This is a genomic window from Alteromonas sp. CH_MED4-4, assembly GCF_037029575.1.
GTDB classification, from domain to species: domain Bacteria; phylum Pseudomonadota; class Gammaproteobacteria; order Enterobacterales; family Alteromonadaceae; genus Alteromonas; species Alteromonas macleodii.
Genome location: NZ_JAYMEU010000028.1, coordinates 1 through 23647, shown reverse-complemented (window position 1 = coordinate 23647; position 23647 = coordinate 1). Strand labels below are relative to the sequence as shown.

The following is a 23647-nucleotide window of genomic DNA, read 5'->3' as shown; positions in this document are numbered from 1 at the left end:
ATAAAGCCTGAACAATCGATGTTCAGGCTTTTCTTGTTAACAGTGGGTTATTCCATAAGCCACATTCGGGCGCTTCTTCCTGGTACATAGAACTTGTGCCACTGAGTTGTAATATATTGCACATCATTACTTAACGTATCGCGGTAATTTCTATACCACCACAAATTGTCCGTAGATGTATCTACCCATATATCTTGGCCGTCTGCGCATTTATTAATACCCACAACGCCTTGATGGTCACGCTTGAAGAAAATAACGCAGTCATTATGACTTACCACTTGCATGCCACTGCCCTGAACTCCGTTATGGAATTTAACCATACCCTTGATGTCATCACGCTTGTACAAATCTACCCAACGATTATCACCACTTTCATTGTTATCTGAGTACAGTAATGGAACACCACCGTCACGGCCTAGTACATAGGCATTTGCCAAATGTTCGTCGGTAGGGTCAAGTAACTGGTAGCGGAAGCCGTCGTTTAGCGGGATGTCGTGGGTAATACTAAATGTGATGGCCTTGTCGCCTGATAAAGCCTGACCGTACGCTCCTGGGTCAACTAAGGCATTCATCGAACCACCGAAGCTAAATGCACTGCGTATCTGCGCGAAAAGCGGGAAGTCGTAGGCCGAGTGACCTGTTGCTGATAAATAAGGTGCAAGGAAGTTATCATACTCACTAGAGCCTGCACCGCCCGTGGTAATTATTTCTCCGAAAACATGCACGCCGTTTTTTATATTGCTGTCGAACACCGCGTTGATATGATAGTTGGTCATGTGCTTTGCAGCATCAACGCGGAAACCGGTTACACCCATGTCTTTTAACGCCTGAAGATACGCTTTTTGCTGGGCTACTACCCAATTATTGGGGTCTAGGTCGGGCAAGCCAGGATCTGGCGCGGCGCCGCATAATCTATTGTACTGAACATCGCCCACGTCGCTGTAGTTACTAATGCACTTAGGGCCACCTTGATCATACGTACCGTGGAAGTCACCACCGCCAAAAAGGCCGCTACTTACATCACCAAACAATGTGATGCCATTGTAGTATCCCTGATTTGAAGAGTACTGCTGTAGTATTTCACTTCCGGGGTAGTTTAAGTCTGAACGTTTCCATGCTTCGTTCGCCATATGATTAAAGACAATATCCGCATAGGTCTCTACACCTTTGGCATTTAATGCATTAACCATCGCTTGAAAGTCAGCAGTGTCACCAAGTGGGTTATCAATAACTCGATAGTCCTGTGGTTGATATCGCGCCCACCACTGATCACCTGTCGATTTATAAGCAGGCGAAACAAGTACTTTGGTGTAACCAAGATCCGCAATTTCCTGGGCTTTTGCGGCTACGTCGTCGTAGGTCCAGTTAAATGCGTGTAGTATAACGTCGGCATAGCTTTGATAACTTAATGTACTCAGTGCTGCGCCTATTAGAACGCCAGCCGCATGTTTCTTCATCTTCATAGTGTGTCCTATTTTATGTGGAAGCGAGATAAAAGATGAAAGTAATGCTTACATTTTGTTTACAAATAATAAACATCATGCATACGTATTCAATTCACCTTTAATTTTAAATTAAAGGAAAGGTGAACAATCAAGATGCGCAGGGAAGGGAGTACAGTTAGTTATTGCAATTGGGTTAGCGGCTCTTAGTTGCGCAGCACTGTTTGAATTTTTTGTTGCTACCGCAAACACAAGGTAGGTTTCTCCCGTATTTAATTTTGCCGCAGTCGTCGTGTAATACGCCGTCGTGATAACGCCACTTACCGTCTTCAACACTAAAATTCGACGTTTCGTGAAGCTGATACATGCTTTTATTTTCAAAATAGTAAGCAGTGAATTCAACAATGGCATTATTGGGTTTGGAGATGGACTTTAAATTAGTCTTAGAGATTGGCTCGGCGTTGGTTACTGCTTCGACTTTAGCGTCAGCATTTACAGTACTGTCTATCGAACTATCTTCAGTACTACTGACCGAGTTACCTACCAAGCTATCTACGGAGCTAGCCGCTAGAGTGGGGTGAACTTTAAGTGCGAACCATGTCGCACCTTGTGCGCTTTGCGCCAAATCCTCTACAGAAAGACCCTGCTGCTTTTCTTTGGTGTAGGTTTCAAGAATATACTGATAATGCGCTGTAGCGTAGGCTGAAAAACGGGAGCGCATAAGTTGCTCTGCAGAACTAGGGTGTTTATCACCCTTAATAAAAGGCCCGCAGCATTCGTCGAAGGATTTTGATGAGCAACAGTAGCAGCGCATAAGACAACTCGCAGTTTAAGAGTAAAACAAAGCGCTACAGTATAAGTATAAGTTGCGTGAGCTCCAACTTTTTTAGACGTAAATATTGCCGATATTCAAAGATTCCTTGGCGGTCCATGCCAGAGGGTACATGTCAGAGATTTCAAGCCAAAGAGTTGTATGAAAATAGATATTTAGGTTTTGTTTACGCACCGCTACTCAGGCAAACGTAAAATGTAAGCATAAACAGGCTTTGTATTACCAAGGACCTAATGCTACGTTTTGTTCGTCATTAATACTGTTAACACGTACATTCACTAGGCTGACAGAATAAAGCTCACACAGCTTTCTGATCATTTCACTGTCGGTTGGTTGAAGGTCTAAATCAATGTTTTCCACATACAGTGTTTTACACTGGCCACCTGTAATCAGCTTACTGATCCATTCGGGCATTTTTTCTTTTTCAGGTTTTTGAATACGGATAGCGTGATCTACAGTTTTCGAAAACGACACCGTATTTGAAAGCAGATAATTCCAACCTTTGTCGTTACTTCCTTTTCCATTACCTTGTTTTTCGCTAGGAAACCCTTCTATCGGCAAAGGTAGTTGAACAACATTTGAAACCGAAGCGCGTAAAGCATTGAATCGTGAAACTGAAGATGTGTTCATAGTAAAACCCTTTATGCATTTGCCCTTAAGTTCATAAATCGAACTTCAGGAATATTGTTATTGATTGATACTGGTTGCTTGTACAGTGTGTATGTGTATACAGTATTCTTAAAGGAGGACTTTGGCAAGTATTTAGTTGTACTTTTTTCACACAAATTGGTGTTTTCTCAGTAACTACATAAAAGATAATGGTTTTTTTGTGCTATCGAATTCTGAAGGAAGTATTCATACTCCGATTAAGGTAAGATGCGCGCGAATTTTACATAGAAAACTACTGTATAAAGCTGGAGGAGCGTTGAGCGCATTAATACATTTAGGCTACTTGGGGATGTTCTTATCGGCATTTTTGGCAGCCACTATATTGCCTTTTAGTTCTGAAATCGTGCTTAGTGCTTTATACAGTAGTGGGTTGAACTGGGTGTTGTTGCTTGTTGTTGCTTCGTTGGGAAATGTACTTGGCTCGGTGGTTAATTATGCATTGGGCTTCAAGTTCGGAAAAGAAATTGCGACCGATAAGTTAAAAGTGAGCGAAGCGGCGTTTAAACGTGCAAGCTACACCTTTACAAAGTGGGGGAAGTGGAGCTTGTTTTTATGCTGGGTACCTATTATTGGCGACCCTATTACTTTAGTAGCAGGTGTACTTAGAAGCCCGTTTTGGTTTTTTATTCTCGCGGTAACGCTCAGTAAAACAGCGCGTTATGCTGCGCTGCTTTACGTACTTGTTTAAAAGGTTTTCGACTTTAGTTTTCTCACGCCACTGCGTTTTTGCCTCTCGACTTCTTTTGGCTTTTCTTCTGATACGTCACATACCACAGCTTCATTCTTGGGCTCATTAATATCAGTCCAATCATCCAATACCAAACGGGCTCTTGCCAAAACGTCTTCTGCGACCAGCTGAAATGAAGTAGTGCAAGGGGCAGGATCAGGTAAATGCTGTTGTGAAGCTTCTGCCACTTTTTTCCCATGTTGCGCTGGATACGCTTGAACGACGTAGCGGTGAGAGCAAAAAGAAGAAGTAACGCTGCCATGCCAACAATGATGTATGGCCTGCTTACTATCTCGCTAGCCACTAGTGCCATATCAAGCTGGATTTCAAACACAATGTATGTGAGCAGGTGTGCAAAGGCGTACACAAAGGTGTATACGCCAATCATACGTCTGAATTGCATCGGTTCTGGGCTTGGTAGCCATTTAGCAAGTGGGCTAAGAGTAAGCGTTAGTAAAAGAAAGTGAATTGCCCAGGTTCCAGTCTCATTGATGAGCGTGTTTACAGGGTCTGGACCAAGCTGATCGGTTACCCCTGCAAAAAACAACCAGGCGATATAGCCCAATGCGAAAAGGTGAATAAGACCTTTTAGGCTGCGGCGTTGCCAAACAGAGAGTCGAAATGGTTTTTTTCTTAACGGCATTAAATGAACAACTTAATAATAATGTTTAATAGCTTCGGTCATGAGATATTGGTTAGAAGGGCTAGCTATTTGCTCGTAGCCCTATAAAACGTACCAGCTAGTAATAACGGGACAAGTCCATATCTTTGTATAGCGGCGCGACTTCGCTGTAACCGTTGAACATTTGGGTGTCGATGCGATTTCTGGCGAGTAGCCCACCTGTGGTTATTCTACGCTCGCTGGCCTGGCTCCACCTTGGGTGCGACACGTTTGGATTCACATTGGCGTAAAAGCCATACTCGTTGGCAGCCAGTCGATTCCATGTGGTAGGCGGCTTCTTGTCGGTAAGGCGAATTCTCACAATAGACTTAATGCTCTTAAAACCATACTTCCACGGTACAACAAGCCTGATAGGCGCGCCGTTTTGAGGTGGCAAGGTCTTCCCGTAAAGACCAACCGACATGAGCGTTAACGGGTGCATGGCTTCGTCAAGACGCAAACCCTCTACGTAAGGGTAATCAATACCACCACCGGTAAAGCGGCTTCGTTGACCGGGCATTTGCTCAGGGTCATATAAAGTTTCAAATGCCACATATTTGGCTGACATTAATGGCTCGGCTTGTTTTAACAACGCCCCCAACTCAAACCCAATCCAAGGCACCACCATCGACCATGCTTCCACGCAGCGCAAGCGGTAAATGCGTTCTTCAAGGGGAAAACGCTTTGTCAAGGCATCGTGATCAAGCTCAATGGGGTTTTTAACCATCCCGTCAACTTTTAACGTCCATGGATTAGTTTGAAATTCAGTCGCATTTTTGGCTGGTGCATCTTTAGATGTGCCAAACTCATAGAAGTTGTTGTAGCTGGTCACTTTATCTTCAGGCGTTCGGGTTTCCGTTATTTGAAACTCAGGGGGCTGACTAAACTCCAGCGCCTTTCCCTTAAACGCTGCCTTCTCTTCTTCATCTTCCCAAAACCAACCGGCAGCGCCTGCCGACTTCGCCAACAGCGTAGACGCTCCCACAAAGCCCATAGATTTGAGCAATGAACGGCGACTCTTGTAAACGTCTTCATTGGTTACGTCGTTATCAGTTAATTTTACTGAGGGTTTAAATGGTTTTGGCATTACGTCACCTAAATTATGATAAGACTATGAGAAATGGTCGTCACTTCGCCCAGTACATTTAGCTACGTTAATGTAACGAGTAAGTTCAACATAATAAAAAAGACCGAGAGTACGGTCTTTTCATTTCAATTAATTTGGAAAAACAAAACAATCTACATATGCAGACTATCTTGAATACCGCCTTGTTTAGGTGAAAAGATATTACTGTATAGGCGAGATGCGAATTCATCGGTCATACCCGATATATAGTCGGCGAGAACGCGCATACCATTGCCGCTCTCGCAGGCCTTACGCCAGCGAACTTGAGTGTTTTCGGGAAGTAAGCGGTCGGGATCTGATGCAAAGGCTTCAAAAAGCTCCATAACCACCAGCTGTCCTTTGTATTCAAGAAGCTGCACATCGGGGCGGCGTATTACTTTGTTAAACACAAAGCGTTTGAAAAGCTCCAAGGCTTGTGCAAAATGTTCAGGCATTACGGCGTTGAACGCCAGTAACGGGTGAGCGAAACCCTCAACGCCTTTTATTTCAATAGCTGTAATAAAGCTATTTACCAGCGCGCCTATGGCATTTTTTCTTTCGTGATGTGCAGCGCTAAATAGCTTATTGGTTAGCACTTCTATATTGTCTGAAAGCCACGGTACATCTAGCGCTTTTAGCGGCGTGGTTACATCCTCGACAAAGTGATGCTTGTCGACCATATCCATTACAATGGCATCTTCTAAGTCGTGAATGCCATAGGCGATATCGTCAGACAGTTCCATAATTGAGCAGTCGAACGATTTAAATTGCGTTTTACTGTGTGCATTCAGTTTTGCAGTAAACTGCATAAACCCATCTTTATCTTCATTGCTAAATGGCGTAAGTAGCCAGTCGAACAGGGGCTCATCGCAGCGAAACAGACCTTTTGGCGGATGCCAGTCGTGGGCCTTCACCTGACGAAGTGAAACAGGGCGCTCTGGCGTAGGTCCTTTACTATGAAGGGCATCGATAAAATTCGGATATTTAACCAAGCCTAACACGCTTCTTCTGCATAAATTCATGCCGTGTTCGGCGGTATAGGGCTCTAGCTGAGTGATGATCCTAAAAGTTTGTCCGTTTCCTTCAAACCCGCCGTATTGGTGCATCATGTAATTAAGCGCAATTTCACCACCATGGCCGAATGGGGGATGACCAATATCGTGAGCCAAACAGAGGGTTTCGATTAACGTAGGATCAAGCGCTAACGTCGAGGCAATATCTGGAAATTTCACCCAAAGTTGGGCAGTAATACCGGTGCCAATTTGGGCGGCTTCTAGAGAGTGGGTTAGTCGAGTGCGATAGAAGTCGCTCAGCCCCACACCGAGCACCTGGGTTTTTGCCTGCAATCTACGAAAGGCGGCGCTGTGAAGAACGCGCGCTTTATCACGTTGATATGGATTGCGATGATCGCCGTCTCTTGTTTCGCTACGGGGTAAACGACGCTCGTGTAATGCTAATTCCCAATCGCTTGTTGCCAAAAAAACCTCGCTGCCTTGCTGTGTATGCTACTTCTATTCGTCAGTATAGTGATTTATGGGCTGTTAGCCGCCTCGCTCACATATCGTCTTGCGTAATTTCATCAAGACTTAAAGAAAAGCTTGGTACGTAACGCGTTAAGAAGTAGTCCACCTCTTCAGAATGATATTCTTTAAGGGTTTTATCTAATCTTTTCTTAGCCAGCTTAAACTCTTGGTTACCAGCAGCTAATTCTTCAAGCGTTTTTAGGTAAGCGCAAAGTACGTCTGCTGCTTTCACAATAAAAGCTTCTTCTTCACTATGGTAGTGATGATCAATAAGCGCAGCGTAGTCTTCTCGAAATGCTTCTGGTGCCATTTCAATTAGCTTGTTCTCTGCAATTTTTTCGATCTTTTTATATTCTTCTTTAATCGCAGGGTTAAAGTATTTCACTGGGGTAGGGAGGTCTCCGGTGAGTACCTCCGACACGTCGTGAAATATTGCCATGGTAGCAATACGATCAGGGTTTAGTGTGCCGCCAAAAAACTTATTTTTTATTAAAGCAAGTGCGTGGGCAACCATGGCCACCTGCAAACTGTGCTCCTGCACATTTTCTGTGCGCACGTTGTGCATTAGCGGCCAGCGATTAATAAGCTTTAAGCGCGCCAGGTGCGCAAAAAAGTGACTTTTATCAGACACATTACGCCCCTTGCTTATACGTTCTAAAGAAGTTGCCAATACGATGCAGAGCAGGCACCAATACATCGCTGTGCGGTAAAAATACTAATCGAAAGTACGTGCCTTCGGTCAGGTTAAACGCGCGACCGTGTACCAGCAGAATTTTTTCAGAGCTTAATAAGTCCAGCACCATTTGTTCGTCGTTTTGAATGTTGAATTTCTTCTCATCTACTTTGGCGAAACAATACATGGCACCTTTAGGTTTAACGCACGAAATACCGTCAATGCCGTTTAGCATATCTGTAGTCACGTCGCGCTGAATGCGAAGACGCCCGTTTTCTTTCACCAAGTCGTCAATGCTTTGATAGCCGCCTAACGCAGTTTGAATAGCACTTTGACACGGTACGTTAGCGCACATCCGCATGGAAGACAGAATATTAAGCCCTTCAATATAGTCAGACGCTAATCGCTTATTGCCGCTGACTACAAGCCAGCCAGAGCGAAAGCCCGCCACACGGTAGTTTTTGCTTAAACCGCCAAAGGTAACAAAAAAAACATCGTCAGCCAGTGAAGCAATACTGGTGTGTTTTGCTTCATCGTAAAGAATTTTGTCGTAAATCTCGTCGCTAAATACAACAAGTCCATGTTCGCGGGCGACTTCAACCACATCTTGTAAAAGGGCTTTGTCGTAAACTGCGCCGGTTGGGTTGTTAGGGTTGATCAGTACGATCGCGCGAGTTTTACTGGTGATTTTACTTTTTATGTCGTCAATATCTGGGAACCAGCCTGCTTGCTCGTCGCAGCGATAATGAACGGGTGAACCTGACGAGAGGCTAACTGCTGCTGTCCAAAGCGGGTAGTCAGGGCTTGGAATAAGCACTTCATCGCCATGATTAAGTAGCGCCTGCATTGCCATCATAATTAACTCAGATACGCCGTTACCAATATAAACGTCATCTACACGGATGTCTTTAATGTTGCGCTGCTGGTAGTACTGCATCACGGCCACACGGGCAGCATAAATTCCTGTCGAGTCTGAATATCCTTGAGACGTAGGCAGGTTATGAATAACGTCTTTTACGATATCGTCAGGGGCTTCAAATCCAAATGGGGCAGGGTTACCGATATTCAGCTTTAATATGCGGTGTCCTTCGTCTTCCATTTTGCGTGCTTGCGCAGCGATTGGGCCTCTAATGTCGTAACAAACGTTATCTAATTTATGTGAGCGAGATACAGTTTTCATGGTCTATCTGGTTGATTTACATACCCTGAGATTATCGCAATACAAAGCCATATGCGATGGCCTTTTTGCAGTATTTCTGCTTTAAGCACTACTTTTTTCACCAAGTGGCTATTTATTGACCACATAACGAGATGAATGATCCGCGTGTCACTTAAGTATAAAATTTATGTTAATAGCTTGTGAACTTTTCATTCAGCGCCTATCGTAGTAGTAAGGCGTGTATAAAAAACGCGTTAGTAACAAACAGGCTAACAAGCAGAGGTGATAAGAATATGTCGCACCATTTCAAAGAAACACCAGAGAATGCAATCACGCAAAGTGGTATAGCACGCGTTATTCCCTGTAAAGAATTAGACGTTGGCGACCCTATAAAATGGTTGTCATTGGCATTACGAGACGCTATGCGCGCACCAGGTCTCACATTGTTTTATGGCGTTCTTTTCGCGGTTATTCCGTGGTTTATTATGTACTTGGTTGAAATGACAGGTTGGCACTTGGTCATTCTACCGGCCATTGTTTGCTTTATGTTGGTAGGTCCATTTTTGGCTGCTGGTCTTTATGATGTGAGCTGGGAAATGGAGAAAGGCCATAAGCCCACGTTACGCCATTCTTTGCGTGCAATGCGCCGAAATGCTTTTAACGAGTGGGGCTTTGCCATTTTACTTATGGTGATGATGATATTCTGGTTGCGTGTTGCATCGCTAATCCATGCACTTTATCCGCCTTATATCGAAAACGATTTAGAAAGCTTATTACCATTTTTAGCGCTAGGCACAATTGTTGGTGCGGGTTTTACATTGGCCATGCTTTTCATTACGGCGTTTACCCAACCAATTTTGATGGAACGCAAAGTTGACCTTGCCACCGCTGTATTAACCAGTGTTAACGCAGTGTGGCTTAATAAGGTGCCCATGCTTATTTGGGGGGCGATCATCTTTACCACCGTTGCGATTGGTTACGTAACCGGGTTTATTGGTTTTATCGTGTTAATGCCTATTATCGGCTACGCTTCATGGCATGCTTATATTGATGCCATTGAAACTAAGCGCGAACGCAAATATGAGTAATCGCCCACGCTTTCTGTAATTTAATTACGGAAATGGTGAGGTTTTCTGTACATTAGATGCGCTTTATCATTATATATTTTGTTAAAATTACAGTTTTAAGGCCCCAAAAGGGGCCTTTTTATACTTAAGTCTTATATTTCTTTCTTCCTACAAGTTCCATCGCTAGATATATTAGTAATATGTAATCTAAATTAATCTCGATAAAACAGTGATTTAGCCTAGTAACAATGGTGTAACAAACTGATTTACCACACATTTACCCCCATTACACAATCATTCAACAGAAAAGTTTTAATTCTTGATGCATAAATAAAGGGCGTTGAGCGAATTGTTGATTGTTCAGCTTTGTTCAACCAAAAACTAAGAGTTTGCCACAAACTTGATTAAAGCCTTTATCTACACATTGAGGAATTAAACATGAAACCAGTTAAATCGAAACTAGCCAACGCGGTAAAAGTTCTAGCTGTAACTGCAACCGTAGCATTTAGCGTTAACGCAACTGCCGCAGCACCACAAAAAGACATACGCTTTGTAGGCGAAACCCAATTCGCAGGGTTTTGTAAAGCAGTGATAAATGATGACGTTAGAGTACTTCGCTCTAGTCTTTCACGTAACGTAGGACGCATTGGTGCTAGTCAGCGTGAAGTGTTGCGTATGGTAACGTCTGAAGAAGGGTTGACGTGCAATGGCAGTAGCCTAATTGAGTTTTCAGTTGAGCGTCACGCTGATGCCGTACATGAATACTTAACGTCGCGTAGCTAAGGCGTTGATTGCGGTAACGATAAATCCAGAAAAAGCGGGCTAGCTTGCACTCATCGTCAATCACGTTGACGTAAATGGTGAAAACTAGACCCGCTTTTTGTCTTACTTTTTGCTTTAAAATGCGCCTTAATTAGCGATTTTAATATACGTGGCTACACGCGCTTTACTGGTTTTAAACAAACGTTGCGTTTTAAACCTAAGCTTTAGTAGCAACACGTAAGCAAGTGGTACTAAGAACAAGCTGGTTAGCGTTGAGAATACTAGCCCACCAATGATTGCAATGGCCATTGGTGAGTAGGGAGGACCGTCGCCACCAATTCGAGTACTCCCCATCGCAAGTGGAATAAGCCCTAGAACTGTAGTGGCTACTGTCATCAGAATAGGCCTGATACGTGTCATACATCCTTCAATTACTGCGTCATACAGCGACAAGCCTTCATTAATTAGCTGATTAATTCTGTCTACCAATACGATGCCATTGTTAACCACAATACCCATCAGAATCAGCATGCCAATCATCCCCATGATAGACATAGATGTGCCTGTAACCATGAATGCCCAAAAAACACCTGTGAAGGAAAACAGTAGTGACGTAATTACAGATGTTGGAAGAATTAGCGATTCAAACAGCGCGGCCATCACAACGTATATCATGCAAAGCGCTAATAGCATATTCATTTGCATTACGGCATTGGCTTCATCCTGGCGAGAGAAGCTGCCGTCTAGCGTCCACTTATAGCCTGTCGGCAATTCGATATTAGCTAATGCTTTTTCTATGCGCTCACGAGCTTGTTCGGTGGTGGTTTCACCCTCTAAGTTTGCACCAATAGCTAGCGCGGTTTGACGATAGTTGCGGTTAATTTGCGAAAGCTGTGGCACCACAGAGAAATCTGCAATCATGTTCAGCGTTACCGATTGACCCTGCGTAAACCCAATATTGATGTTCTTAAGTTCGCTTAGCGAGGCTTGAATATCGCTGCCAAACTTAAGCTGCACCGCCACTTCTCCGGCGTCACCATAGCGGAATGTACGTAAATTACTTCCGCGTAGTGCCGTAGAGATAAGTTTTGCGACATCGTTTACTTGTATGCCGAAGCGGTTTGCTTTCTCTCTGTCTATGCGTATTTGAACCTCATCGCGGGTAGATCCCGTGTCGGCTTTTACATCTTCCAACCCATCTATGGTGGAAAGAATAGGAATGATTTGCTCTGAAATAGTGAGCAAGGTTTCTGAAGATTCCCCCAACAGCGTTACTCTTACGCCACCACCGTTGCCGCTATCCCACTGGAAAGAGGGGCGAGCACGCACGAATGAAGGCATGTTTTCGCGAATATCCTCCTTAATTTTACCCACACTTACGGGCAACTCGTCATTAAGCGTGATACCGCTTACTGCATGGCCGGCAGTAAAATAGGTATACACCTGCTTAATATGAAAGCGTTCTTGGTTTTCATAAAGATATGCTTCCATTTTATTTACGGTTTTTTCCACTTCATCTAAGGTGAAGTTTTGTGTCACATGGTAATTAAGCCAAATGCGCTCTTGGTTGTCGTTACCCTCATCGTCAGACGTTACCACCTGCATAGGCACAAAGGTCGACGCGAGAATAAGCAGAGAAATAACACAAGTTACACCCTGGTGTTTCAACATCCAGTTAAGCGCACGACCATAGCCTTTTATGTAGGACGGTGTTTGAGGCGTTTCTACAACAGGGATCTTTACCTTAGTTGTCAGCAAGGGAATAAGTGTTTTAGCAATGAAAAGCGACGCGAACAGAGATATACAGATAGCCACAGCAACGTGCTCTAAGAAAATAGTCACGTCTATTTTTACCCCAATAATATTAGGTAAAAACACTATTGCCGTGGTTGCTGTTCCGGCAATGACCGCAAGACTGACTTTGTTTACACCAATCTGGGTGGCTCGCTTAATGTCTCCCTCTTGTTGGCGTTCTTGAAATACGCTTTCAGTGATCACCACGGCGTTGTCTACCAGCATACCTACCGCTAGCATGAGGCCCATTAACGATAAGATGTTGAGTGTATAACCTAATAGATACATCACACCTAAGGTAATACAAATTGAGAATGGCACTGAAAGCACGACGATTAAGGTGGTGGTAAGCTGGCGCAAAAATAAGTACAGCACAATAACTGAAAGTAACGCACCTAAAAGGCCTGCGTTTAGCAAATCGCTCAGCGACGAAGTCACGCTTTTCGCGGTGTCGTCCATTACAAATAAACTAATGCCTGTAAACTCAGGGTCTTCCTTGGCTTTTTCGATAACCTTCATTACCGCGTCGGAAACTTCTACAAGATTGCTGCCCGATTCGCGAAATACGTTAAAGCCTACCGCAAAGGTGCGATCTAAATGACGTCCTTCATTGCGTTGAGGAAGCTCGTAAGTCACGCTGGCAATATCAGACAAGCGAACGCTGCGGGTAACCCACATATTTTTAAAGTCGTTTACATCGGTAAATTCGCCAGTTGGGTTAACCAGAATTTTTTCACCGTTATTGTACATATAGCCCGCGGTTAGCGAGAAGTTGGCGTTTTGAAGCTGCTGCTCTAAGCGTGTACCGTCTATTTGGTAGGCCGCCATTTTCTTAGGATCTAAGCGAATAGTAATTTGACGCTTCATGGTGCCGTATAGCTCAACTTTCGATACACCCGGAACACGCTCTAGCGGTCGCTTAAGGTTACGTTCAAGCAAGTCGTAAGCATTTGATAAGTCGCGGTCGCTCGATACACGCAGCTGGAATATAGGCATATCGTTGGTGTTAAATTTATACACCATGATCCGCTCTATATCGTCAGGAAGTTCGTGGCGAATAGCGTCAATCTTCTCCCGCGCTTCAATACTTTTGGCTTTAAGGTTTTCATCCCAATCGAACTCTACAATGACCTCAGCCATATTGTCGTACGACCGTGCCCTTAATCGCTTTATCCCCGACATGGTAGCAACGGCCTCTTCAACCGGGCGGGTGATCATGGTTTCAATCTCAACTGGCGTTGCATCAGGGTAGGGGATTTGCACTACCATTTCTGGAATATCAATCCCAGGGAACTTTTCCAAGGGTAATAAGCGGCCAGATACAATGCCGAACAGCAACATAGACAAAAACAGCATTCCGATGGTAACGGGCTTATTTAACGCAAAGCGTGCAAGCGAGGCGCCTATACCTGCAATTTTTGAAAGGTGCGGCTGTGAAGCTATGTCTGTCTCGCGTTGATTCGGGTCACGTGTTTGGCGCTTGTCAGTGTGGGTTTCAGAACTGTTATTAGCGTTGTGAGAAGGTGTACTCATAGTACACCTCCTTTCGACATTGCTCCTTCGCCACCAAAGCCCGCATTAGTGTTAACAGACGTTTTCTGCGCAACGTTTTTCTTCACGTCGAACAGGCTGTAAAGCACTGGCAGTAAAATGAGGGTGAGCAAGCTTGCAAACAGAAGGCCGTAAATAACAGTGATGGCCATTGGCGTGCGAATTTCAGCACCTTCACCAAAACCAAACGCCATAGGCAATAGACCCAACACCGTAGTAAGTGTAGTCATCACAATGGGGCGCAGGCGGGTCTTTGCAGCATCTAGAATAGCGGTGTCTTTATCTACTCCTTGACGGCGTAACTGATTTATACGGTCAACTAATACAATAGCGTTGTTCACTACAATACCGCACAGCATAATCAAACCGATAAATACCACCACGTTTAGCGGCGTATTGGTAAGCCACAATCCATACACGGAACCTGCACCGGCTAGCGGCACTGCGAACAAAATAAGCAGAGGGTGCAGCAGCGACTCGAACTGTGACGCCATAACCAAATACACCATGAACACCGCAAGTGCTAGGGCAAACTGTAGCGAACGGAAGCTGCTTTGCATGTCTTCACTTTGTCCAGTTACTGTTGCACTTAAAGATAGAGGAAGTTGGGTTTCATCAATGACTTTATTGGCAACGGCAACTGCTTCATCAAGCTTACCCTTAGCTAAATTCGCAGATACCAGCGCTACACGCTGCTGTCCAACGCGGGTGATCTCGCTAGGACCTACACTCATGTAAACGTCTGCCACGGCACTTAATGGAATAGGTTGTGCAGAGCCTGGATTAACAACAATGGCACGCACGCTGGCGATGTCATCTCGCTGGTTTTCTTGCGTTCTTACTAGCACATCCACCTTTCTGTCTTCAACACTGTACTGTGTAGCGACACGACCACCTACTTTGGCTGCAATAAGCTGAGAAACGGTTGATGCATCAAGCTCAAGGCGAGCAAGTTTGGCGTGATGGAAGGCTATTTTAAGCTCTGGGTTTCCGTCACGAATGCTGGTCGTTACGTCTGCAAAATTACTAAAACTGGCTAGCTTGGTCGCAATGGCGTCGCCATACTGCTGTAACTGATTTAGGTCGTAACCCGCAATTTCAATTTGAATAGGCGATGCAAAGCTAAATAGCTCAGGCTCTGAAAACGTTGCCTGAACCTGAGGTTTAAAGGCTAGGTAATCACGAAGCGCACGCTTTACCGCGTCCATATCGCCAGCTGTCGCCGAAGGCTGCATGACAATGTTTAAGCGACCCCAATGATCGCCACCCTGATTAGGCGCAGCGCTTATAAGGCTTCCCGTACCAGACATGGCATAGGTGCGAAGCACCTTGGTTTCGCCGCCATCATTGTTATTTACTGCAACCGCAGCAAGCTCGCTGATAATAGCGTCGGTACGCGCTAGTGGCGAGCCCGCAGGAAGGGTCACTTCTACCGAAAATTCTCCTTGTGACAGGGTAGGAATAAGTTCCATACCTAGTTTTGGTACAAGCATTATCGCGCCAGCAGCAAGAATAAAGGCAGTAGCTAACACCAGCGCTTTGGCTCTAAGACTTACGCGCAGCAGTTTTTCATAAGCAGAAGCGAGAAGGTCAAACCCTTTGTTAAATACCCAGATAAGTGGTTTAAACGCAACGCTTAATAATTTGCTGACGATATGCCATGCGCCTATCACCAAGGTAACCAAGGCTGCAGGTAAAAATACAAAGATAAGTCTGAATACCCAACGAACTGGCAGGGTAACGTAATACATAACTTTGCCCAATGTTGACGTAGGAGGGGTAGGCGCTGGTGTAGTAAACACATCTTCGTGGTCTAGCTGTTGCTTTTTCTTCTTATGTGCCATCGCAGGGATAAGTGTGAGCGCAACAACAAGCGATGCAGCTAAAGCGAACGACACGGTTAACGCTTGATCTTTAAACAGCTGACCTGCAATACCTTCTACAAATATCAGTGGCACAAACACGGCCATAGTGGTCAGCGTCGAAGCCACAATTGCGCCAGAGACTTCTTTTGTTCCTTCGCTGGCGGCAGATGCATCAGTGTCTGTGGCTTCTGCCGTCGTTTTTTCATTAGCTGTAGCGTTATCACTTCCAGCCATTTTTAACTTCTTATGGCGATCGATATTTTCAAGCACAACAATGCTGTTATCTACTAATAATCCAACAGCCAGCGCGATACCACCTAAGCTCATCATGTTTAAGCTTATATCGTTGGCATACATTAGATTAAAGGTAGCAATTACTGATACCGGAATAGAAACTGAGATAATAACGGTAGCCCAGAAGTCTTTAAGAAAAAGATACAGCACTAACATGGCTAAAATACCGCCCATCACTGCCGCTGATTTTACGTTATCTATAGCTTGCTTAATGAACACGCTTTGGTCATAAATTTCGCTAAGCGTGTAGTTTGAAGGCAAGTTGTTGTTGACCTCATTTAACCGGCTAGCCACTTTTTGCGCTACGTTAACCGCATTAGCATCGCCTTCTTTATAAATGGCAATTTCAATGCCTTCATTGCCGTTAAAGCGCGTTACCACATCACGATCTTTATAAGCACTCTCAACCGTTGCCACGTCTTTAAGTTGAATGTTTCTGCCTTCAAAACGCCCAATGAAAAGGTTTTCGATATCGCTAAGTGTTTCAAACTGATTCAGGGTTCTGACCAAAAACGCCTGGGCTGCGTTATCAATTCGACCGCCGGCCGCGTTAATGTTTTCGGCACTGACCCGGTCAATAAGTCGGGTAATGGGAATCGACAGCTGACTGGCTTTCTGCTGGTCGATAAGAATGTGTATCTCGTTTTCTAAACCACCGCCAACGCGCACGGCTGCCACACCTTCTACCGACTCTAAAGCTCGTTTTACCTGCTGTTCGGCATATAAACGTAATCGCTTCATTTGCGCTACGCTTAAACTTGACGTATCGCTTTGTGCCGTCAGCCCCAGTTTAATTACCGGGTCTAAACTTGGGTTAAAACGAAGGAGTCTTGGTTTTTCTATATCAAGGGGAAGTTGTAATACATCAAGTTTCTCGCGCACTTCTAAGCTCGCGAAATCCATGTCAGTACCCCATGCAAATGAAAGCACTACGTCAGACTGGCCTGCACGCGATGTTGACGTGACCTTACGTACACCTTTCACTACACCAATGGCTTCTTCAATGGGTTTTGAAACCAGTTGTTCGACTTCGCCTGGCGCTGCACCGTCGTAGTCGGTGCGAATAGTGAGAGTAGGGTAAGATAAGTCAGGCAGTAGGTTAACCGACAGTCTGCCTAACGACACCATACCAAAGAGCAATACCGCAAAAGTGAACATACTAACGGCAACAGGGCGCTTTACAGCAATATCTACAATACGCATTGTGTGAATTCCTTGTTGGGCCGAATTAGCTGTTTACTACTTCAACAGGGGCGCTGTCTTTCAAATTTTGGTGGCCTGCGGTAACCACTTCTTCATTGCCGCTTAAACCATTGGTAACTTCGATTACTTCGTTGTTTTCAAAGCCAGTAGAAATATCAACTTTTTTAACTTTGCCATTATCGACAACGAACACGCTGTGGTTGTTATCGATGGTAACCAGCGCTCTGCGGGGTAATAATGTAGCGTTTGCATGGGTAGCATATTCAAGTGATACATCGGTAAACATGCCGGCTTTTAGTTTGTTATCTTCGTTAGGTACTTTTAACGTTACTTTGAACGTGCCGGTGGTCGCATCGATGACCGGGCTTATACGTTCAACACTCGCGGTGATACTTCTGTCGCCTAAAGCCGCCACGGTAAGCATTGCACCTTGTCCAATCACTACGTTAGGTAGCTCATTTTCAGGCAGATACACAATGCCTTGAAGATTACGTTGCTGAACGATATGGAACATTCTCTCCCGTTGGAACGATTCAGTCAGGTTGCCTACTTTGGCATTCCTTTCTGCAATGTATCCATCAATTGGGGCTGTGATAGTGGCTTCTTTCAAATCAAGTTCAGCCAAGCGTACAGACGCTTTTGCTGATTCAAATTGCGAAGTGAGCTTGTCGTAAGTGTCATCGCTGATAAGCTTTTTAGAATAGACTTTGTTGACCTTTTCTAGTTCGCTTTCAATACCAGCTAAATCAGCCAAAGCTTTTGATAAGTTCAGCTCGTAGCGGCGTTTATCAAGCTGTGCCAGTACCTGGCCTTTTTCAACATAATCACCTTCTTCTACGAAGATTTCTTCGATAATTCCAGACGCTCGCGCAACCACAAATGCTTCTTCACGGGCTTCTAAAATAGCGGTTGTATCGTAAGTGGACGTGATGTCGCCAGTAACAATGGTTTGGGTTTCAACGGGAATAGCAAAAACGGTTTCTTCAACTTCGGTGGCGTTGGCTTGGTCGTTAATGGCATCAGCATCAGAACATGCTGTCATCGAGAGAGTAAGGGCAACAATACCGCTTCCAACAAGTAATTTGAGTGATGTTGGCGAAAACGGTAATAAAGAATGTGATGGTGACAAAGAGGTGTTGCTGTGCGTTGTAGTTTCCATGGTCAATAACCCTAACGTAGTTGTCGTTATATAATAATGACCATATACAGCAGCTAATATGCCAAAGATGTTAACTAATGTTAATTGTTAATAATATCAATCACTTATGAGTGTAACAAACAGTTTCAACGAAAAAGCCAACCCAAGTGGTTGGCCTTTTCTACTAATGCTTAGCGAGAATCGCTAAAAAGAGGCTGGTTCTACTATAGTTTATTAAACCAAAGTATAGCTTGTAGTGATCTCAACATTACCCGTTAGCATTAGCATGACGGAACAGTATTTTTCTGCAGAAAGCTGCACAGCGCGAGCAAGGGCCTTTTCACTAATGCCTTCACCTGACACTGTGTAATGCGCGTGAATTTTAGTAAATACACGAGGCGGCTCTTCAGCGCGTTCAGCTTCTAATTCACAGTTACAGGCTTCAATGTTAAAGCGCCCTTTTTTAAGAATATCTACCACGTCAATACTTGAACATGCACCAACTGCCAACAGCACTGATTCCATCGGAGATACAGCCTTACCGCTGCCGTCCATCACCATTTTGTAACCGCTGTCTGTAGTTCCTGTAAAAGTTAAATCTTGATCCCAAGAAACACGTGCTTTCATTGTTTGTCCTAATGTCATAAAAATAAAAAAGGAAGCTGCAAGACAGGCCAGTTTAGCGCTTCAATGCAGCTGTGACATGTGCGTTTATTTGTTAAGGCGAACAGCATCTGGGCTAAGCGTGATTTTCTTTTGCTTATATAACGCCCCTAACGCTTTTTTATACGCCGCTTTACTCACGTTAAAATGAGAGTAAATGGCTTCTGGCGCACTCTTATCTGTTAGCGTAGAAATGCCACCGTGGGCTTCTAAGTCATCCAAAATGGCTTGTTGAAGTGCATCACGGCCACCTTTGTCTACGCGCTGAAGGGCTACATCTACCTTGCCATCGTCACGAATTGTTTTAATTACCCCTTCAGTAGCTTGCCCGACTTTAAGTGGCTTAAAGGCATCGCTATGGAAAATAAGACCTAAGCTTTTTTCATTGATAACGACCTTAAAACCTAAATCAGTTTTGGCATAAACCAAGCATTGCACTGTGTCGCCCTCGTTGAGATAGGCACTACTTTCCTTTAGAAAATAGTGAAGCTTGGTAGCACCTAAAATACGCTGGGTTTTATCATCAAAAAAGGTGTGAACAACATAGTACATACCTGGATTGACAGGTTGGGCTTGGTAGTCGTTGGGCATTAAAAGGTCGTTGTCTAAACCCCAGTCGAAAAATGCACCAAAGTTAGTGGCAGATACCGCTTTAAGTACCTTAGTTTCACCAACTTGAATCAAAGGTTTCTTCATGGTGGCATAGAGATCGCCGCGCTGATCTGTGGCTACAAATACGTCTATCTGTTGTCCTTCTGCGAGGGAAGTTTCTACTTCGTCAATCGCAAGCGTAACAGTTTGCAGCTCTTCAGCATCATCTATTTCTATTACGCTGTCGTTTTCGTCGTTGTTTTCGACAAGTGGCGCTAAAGCGTAGCCAAAAGGGTATTGGGCTACCACGCGTAATGTATTAATTTTTCCAATATTTATCATCAGCACTGACTTTTTAAAAAGAACAGGTAACATGATACTGGAATGAACGTAAGAGCTAAACCATTATGAAGTTAAATTGCGATTTAGGTGAAAGTTTTGGCGCGTGGTCAATGCCGGTGGAATCGGCCATTATGGGAGAAATTGATCAGGCCAACATTGCGTGTGGTTTTCACGCTGGTGACCCATTAGTGATGAAGCAGGCTATTCGGTTAGCCAAACAACATGATGTTGTCATAGGTGCCCATCCAGCCTATCCAGACTTACAGGGATTTGGTCGCAGAAGTATGGCGATTGCCGCTGATGAACTCAGCGCTATGATCCAATATCAAGTGAGTGCATTGAGTGGAATGGCAAAGGTTTGTGGGGCCAACGTGAGCTATGTGAAACCCCATGGTGCGCTTTACAACGACATGATGAAAGATACAGCTGTCATGCGCACAGTGATGAAAAGCATAGCTGAAATAAATATGCAGTCGTTAGATTCGCCCCTCGCGCTAATGGTACAGGCTACGTCGCAAAATGCAGCGCTTAAAGAAGCTGCGCAAGAGTGGGGGCTGCCGTTGTATTTTGAAGCGTTTTCAGACAGGCGTTATACCGATGAAGGTTTACTGCAATCTCGCTTGATCGAAGGTGCCGTGTTAAGCGAGAGCGACGCATTGCTTCAAGCTAAACAACTTATATCATCGGGAACAGTAACGACAGCCTCGGGAGCAACACTTGCAATAGAAGCGGATTCTCTGTGTGTTCATGGTGATACTAAAGGGGCGGTGAATATTGCAAAGAAAATCAGAACATTTCTATAAACCTGCCTCATAAAAAACACATTTTACAAGAACAATACAAGAGGCTGTTACCCATTGTTGTGCTGAGAGTGGTATATCTAAAACCAAGTACTCAGAACCAAGCAATGACAGCCGTTTAAATAACAAGGACAGTAGATGCAAGCTTTCGGTCGCATTAAGCGAATAGTTACAGCAAGTGCAGACGCCATTATTTTGTATTTTGATGGCGCAAACCTGGACGACGCGAATAATGCCTGTCATCACATGCTGACAGCGATAGATAGCAAAAAGGGAAGCGATTCGTGGGCTTGGCTGCGTGAGTGTGTGCCTTCCTATGACAGCCTGTTGATTATTTTTGATATGGCAGTAATTGATAGCCACGGTGTGTACCGTGCCATAAGTAATCTAAGCGCTGAAGACATGAGCCTGCAATCATTCTCTTTGCAAGCAAAAGAGAATGAAAGTAGCGCCGTGATTGAAATTCCTGTTTGGTACGGTGCGCCTAATGCAAGTGATTTAAGCGTAGTGAGTAAGAAAACGTCGCTGTCCATTGAAGAAATTATCGAATTGCACATGGGCACTACTTATAAAGTATACGCAGTGGGGTTTTCTCCGGGCTTTGCCTATATGGGCGATACTCCGGAAGCGCTCAAATGTGCACGACTAGGCACACCGCGCAAACGGGTACCTAAAGGTGCGGTCGCAATCGCTGATAGGCAAACTGCCGTTTATCCCAGTGAATCACCAGGAGGCTGGAACTTATTGGGACTTACGGCATTTGACATGCTCATTCACAGCGAAGAGCAAAGTGAAGCGCGGTTAAAAGCAGGTGATGTCGTTAAGTTCGTTTCGGTTACTGAACAGGAATATATAGCAGGATTGCAGGTTGAACGATGAAAATTGAAGTACTCAATAAGGGACTGTATAGCCTTATTATTGATAACGGGCGAGTAGGGCGGCAACGGGATGGATTTTGTGAATCAGGCCCTATGGATAGTAACGCCTATGATTGGGCAAATTTTCTAGCCTTCAATTTAGACGGTACGCCATGCTTCGAAGCGATTGGTGAAATGCGATTACGGGTTGATGAAGATTGTATTATTGCTGTGACTGGCAGGGAACCATCACTCGATGTAGATGGAAACGCTAAAGCAACATACCAGAGTCAACACGTACCAGCAGGAGCAACTATTACGTTTGGCAGCGCTCTACTTGGTAGCAAAGCCTATTTGGCAATAGGTGGAAATTGGCATGTGCCAAAAGCGGTAGGGAGTGCATGTACTGTAGTACGCGAACAACTTGGTGGGTTGGATGGTAAGGGATGCGCGTTAAAAGATGGCGATTGCATCGACATTTCAGCTAACAGCAGAATTAAAAGCACCGCTAGAATGCGCACTCTCTCACGGCAGCACATAGACAACTATGGTTTTTTAGAGTCTATTCGGGTTATTCCCGGGTATCAGTTTTCGAGCTTTAGCGCTGTTGCTTTACGCACGTTTGAAACAAGCAGCTATACGGTTTCATCAGCTATCGATCGCATGGGCTTTAGGTTGACCGGTGAATCAGTTACAGCCGATATAGAAAACATGCGCTCAGAGGCAATTCATTTAGGCGCAATTCAAGTTCCCGGTGACGGGCAGCCTATTGTAATGATGCGCGACAGACAAACATTAGGGGGGTATCCAAAACTTGGTTGTGTAAGCCCCTGTGATATAAGTCGCTTGGCCCAAGCCGTGCCAGGCGAAAAAGTGAATTTTGTTTTTCAACATGAAGAAGAAGCAAGGGCAGACTGGCTACTGATGACAAGTAGGCGTCGCCGACTACAAGGAGAAATATTGTGACGATTGCGTTTTTAAACGGTGAGTATATGCCTCTTTCTGAGGCTAAAATTTCTCCGATGGACAGAGGCTTCCTTTTTGGTGATGGTATTTATGAAGTCATTCCAACGTATTCTGGTAGCGCAGTAGGCTTCAAGGGGCACACTTCGCGTATGGCGCAAGGCCTTAAAGCTATTGAAATCGCTAACCCTTATTCAGCAGAAGAATGGCAAGACATTTTGTTCAGCTTGGTCGAAAAAAACAAAGCGTTTATAGAAAGCGGAAACATTGGTGTTTATTTCCACGTAAGTCGTGGCACCGATACAAAACGTTTTCATGCATACCCTAAGAATATAGCACCCACTGTATTCGGGTTTGCTTTTGAAATAGCGCCACCACAGCCTACAGCAAAATCTGAAGCAAGGCCTTTCAAAGTTGCGCTTCAACAGGATAAAAGGTGGCAACGCTGCCATATCAAATCCACATCCTTGTTAGGCAATGTAATGCACTATCAAGCAGGTGTTGACGCAGGCGTTAACGAAACTATTTTGTACAACAGCGAAGGTATGATAACCGAGGCAAGCTCATGCAACGTGTTTATGGTGAAAAACGGATGTATATCTACGCCCCCCTTAAACCATGAACTTCTTCCCGGTATTACTCGCGCCATTGCAATTGAAGCATTTAAACAGGCAGGCCTGGTTGTTACAGAAACTTGGTTTAGCAAAGATGAGTTGCTGGAGGCAGATGAAGTATGGTTAACCTCTTCAAGCAAAGAAGTTGCCCCGGTAGTCGAAGTAGACGGAAAACCTATTGGCACAGGGGAAGTGGGTGACGTGTGGGAGAAAGCAATTAAGGCTTACCACGCATATAAGTTTAAAGCGTAACGAAAAAAGGCCCGCTTTAAGCGTAATGCCGATCAGTTAAGAATATTTTCATGATCGGTTGACCGATCTTTTTAAGGCTTCAAAATCCGATATCAGTCTC

The 23647-nt window shown here is 44.5% G+C and carries 20 protein-coding genes; 7 read left to right on the top strand and 13 right to left on the bottom strand.

Features of this window, described 5'->3' with window-relative positions:
• Positions 1–47 precede the first annotated feature (47 nt).
• From WA381_RS16575 to WA381_RS16565, 3 genes are all read right to left on the bottom strand, one after another.
• Positions 48–1463 carry an alpha-amylase family protein gene (locus WA381_RS16575; protein WP_083605958.1) on the bottom strand — a complete coding sequence of 472 codons (1416 nt, stop codon included), beginning with the start codon at positions 1461–1463 and terminating at the stop codon, positions 48–50.
• A 175-nt stretch (positions 1464–1638) separates the two neighbouring features.
• Positions 1639–2256, bottom strand: coding sequence for a YchJ family protein (locus WA381_RS16570; RefSeq protein ID WP_156086509.1), 618 nt, complete (start codon positions 2254–2256; stop codon positions 1639–1641).
• A 237-nt stretch (positions 2257–2493) separates the two neighbouring features.
• On the bottom strand, positions 2494–2904 hold the full coding sequence (locus tag WA381_RS16565; protein ID WP_014949757.1) for a hypothetical protein: 411 nt from the start codon (positions 2902–2904) through the stop codon (positions 2494–2496).
• A gap of 328 nt (positions 2905–3232) precedes the next feature.
• On the opposite strand from WA381_RS16565, the gene WA381_RS16560 reads away from it, so the two are divergent.
• Complete coding sequence (locus WA381_RS16560; RefSeq protein ID WP_014976753.1) at positions 3233–3631, top strand: YqaA family protein; 399 nt, start codon at positions 3233–3235, stop codon at positions 3629–3631.
• Between the two features lie 22 nt (positions 3632–3653).
• On the opposite strand, the gene WA381_RS16555 is transcribed toward WA381_RS16560, so the two are convergent.
• The 5 genes from WA381_RS16555 to WA381_RS16535 form a co-directional block, all read right to left on the bottom strand.
• Positions 3654–4313, bottom strand: coding sequence for a sulfite oxidase heme-binding subunit YedZ (locus WA381_RS16555; protein ID WP_014976752.1), 660 nt, complete (start codon positions 4311–4313; stop codon positions 3654–3656).
• A 97-nt stretch (positions 4314–4410) separates the two neighbouring features.
• Positions 4411–5418 (bottom strand): protein-methionine-sulfoxide reductase catalytic subunit MsrP, encoded by a 1008-nt coding sequence (gene msrP / locus WA381_RS16550; protein ID WP_156086508.1) that lies wholly within the window; start codon positions 5416–5418, stop codon positions 4411–4413.
• Positions 5419–5570: 152 nt separating this feature from the next.
• Positions 5571–6914, bottom strand: a complete 1344-nt coding sequence (locus WA381_RS16545) for an anti-phage deoxyguanosine triphosphatase (RefSeq protein WP_014949753.1) — start codon at positions 6912–6914, stop codon at positions 5571–5573.
• A gap of 76 nt (positions 6915–6990) precedes the next feature.
• A complete protein-coding gene (gene yfbR, locus WA381_RS16540) occupies positions 6991–7590 on the bottom strand; it encodes a 5'-deoxynucleotidase (RefSeq protein WP_012519109.1) in 600 nt (199 codons plus the stop codon).
• 1 nt (position 7591) lies between these two features.
• Positions 7592–8812, bottom strand: coding sequence for a pyridoxal phosphate-dependent aminotransferase (locus tag WA381_RS16535; protein ID WP_014976750.1), 1221 nt, complete (start codon positions 8810–8812; stop codon positions 7592–7594).
• Between the two features lie 272 nt (positions 8813–9084).
• Between WA381_RS16535 and WA381_RS16530 the strand changes: the two genes are divergently transcribed.
• Positions 9085–9879, top strand: a complete 795-nt coding sequence (locus WA381_RS16530) for a DUF2189 domain-containing protein (protein WP_014949751.1) — start codon at positions 9085–9087, stop codon at positions 9877–9879.
• Between the two features lie 417 nt (positions 9880–10296).
• Positions 10297–10641: a DUF3718 domain-containing protein gene (locus WA381_RS16525; RefSeq protein ID WP_014976749.1), complete on the top strand. Its 345-nt coding sequence runs from the start codon at positions 10297–10299 to the stop codon at positions 10639–10641.
• Between the two features lie 126 nt (positions 10642–10767).
• Here the strand turns inward: WA381_RS16525 and WA381_RS16520 are convergent, their stop codons facing one another.
• From WA381_RS16520 to WA381_RS16500, 5 genes are all read right to left on the bottom strand, one after another.
• Positions 10768–13947 carry an efflux RND transporter permease subunit gene (locus WA381_RS16520; RefSeq protein WP_156086507.1) on the bottom strand — a complete coding sequence of 1060 codons (3180 nt, stop codon included), beginning with the start codon at positions 13945–13947 and terminating at the stop codon, positions 10768–10770.
• The gene (locus tag WA381_RS16515; RefSeq protein ID WP_156086506.1) at positions 13944–17327 is read right to left on the bottom strand and encodes an efflux RND transporter permease subunit; all 3384 of its coding nucleotides are present in this window, start codon (positions 17325–17327) and stop codon (positions 13944–13946) included. The genes WA381_RS16520 and WA381_RS16515 overlap by 4 nt, the downstream gene beginning before the upstream one ends.
• 25 nt (positions 17328–17352) lie before the next feature.
• Positions 17353–18486 carry an efflux RND transporter periplasmic adaptor subunit gene (locus WA381_RS16510; RefSeq protein WP_156086505.1) on the bottom strand — a complete coding sequence of 378 codons (1134 nt, stop codon included), beginning with the start codon at positions 18484–18486 and terminating at the stop codon, positions 17353–17355.
• Positions 18487–18699: 213 nt separating this feature from the next.
• The gene (locus tag WA381_RS16505; protein WP_156086504.1) at positions 18700–19092 is read right to left on the bottom strand and encodes an OsmC family protein; all 393 of its coding nucleotides are present in this window, start codon (positions 19090–19092) and stop codon (positions 18700–18702) included.
• An 84-nt stretch (positions 19093–19176) separates the two neighbouring features.
• On the bottom strand, positions 19177–20061 hold the full coding sequence (locus WA381_RS16500; RefSeq protein ID WP_061485999.1) for a CvfB family protein: 885 nt from the start codon (positions 20059–20061) through the stop codon (positions 19177–19179).
• 65 nt (positions 20062–20126) lie between these two features.
• Between WA381_RS16500 and WA381_RS16495 the strand changes: the two genes are divergently transcribed.
• The 4 genes from WA381_RS16495 (at position 20127) to WA381_RS16480 (ending at position 23547) form a co-directional block, all read left to right on the top strand.
• Positions 20127–20864: a 5-oxoprolinase subunit PxpA gene (locus WA381_RS16495; RefSeq protein ID WP_156086503.1), complete on the top strand. Its 738-nt coding sequence runs from the start codon at positions 20127–20129 to the stop codon at positions 20862–20864.
• A 135-nt stretch (positions 20865–20999) separates the two neighbouring features.
• Positions 21000–21740 (top strand): 5-oxoprolinase subunit B family protein, encoded by a 741-nt coding sequence (locus WA381_RS16490; protein WP_014979509.1) that lies wholly within the window; start codon positions 21000–21002, stop codon positions 21738–21740.
• A complete protein-coding gene (locus WA381_RS16485) occupies positions 21737–22684 on the top strand; it encodes a biotin-dependent carboxyltransferase family protein (RefSeq protein ID WP_014979508.1) in 948 nt (315 codons plus the stop codon). Before WA381_RS16490 ends, WA381_RS16485 begins: the two co-directional genes overlap by 4 nt.
• Positions 22681–23547, top strand: a complete 867-nt coding sequence (locus WA381_RS16480; protein ID WP_156086502.1) for a D-amino acid aminotransferase — start codon at positions 22681–22683, stop codon at positions 23545–23547. The genes WA381_RS16485 and WA381_RS16480 overlap by 4 nt, the downstream gene beginning before the upstream one ends.
• Positions 23548–23647 lie beyond the last annotated feature (100 nt).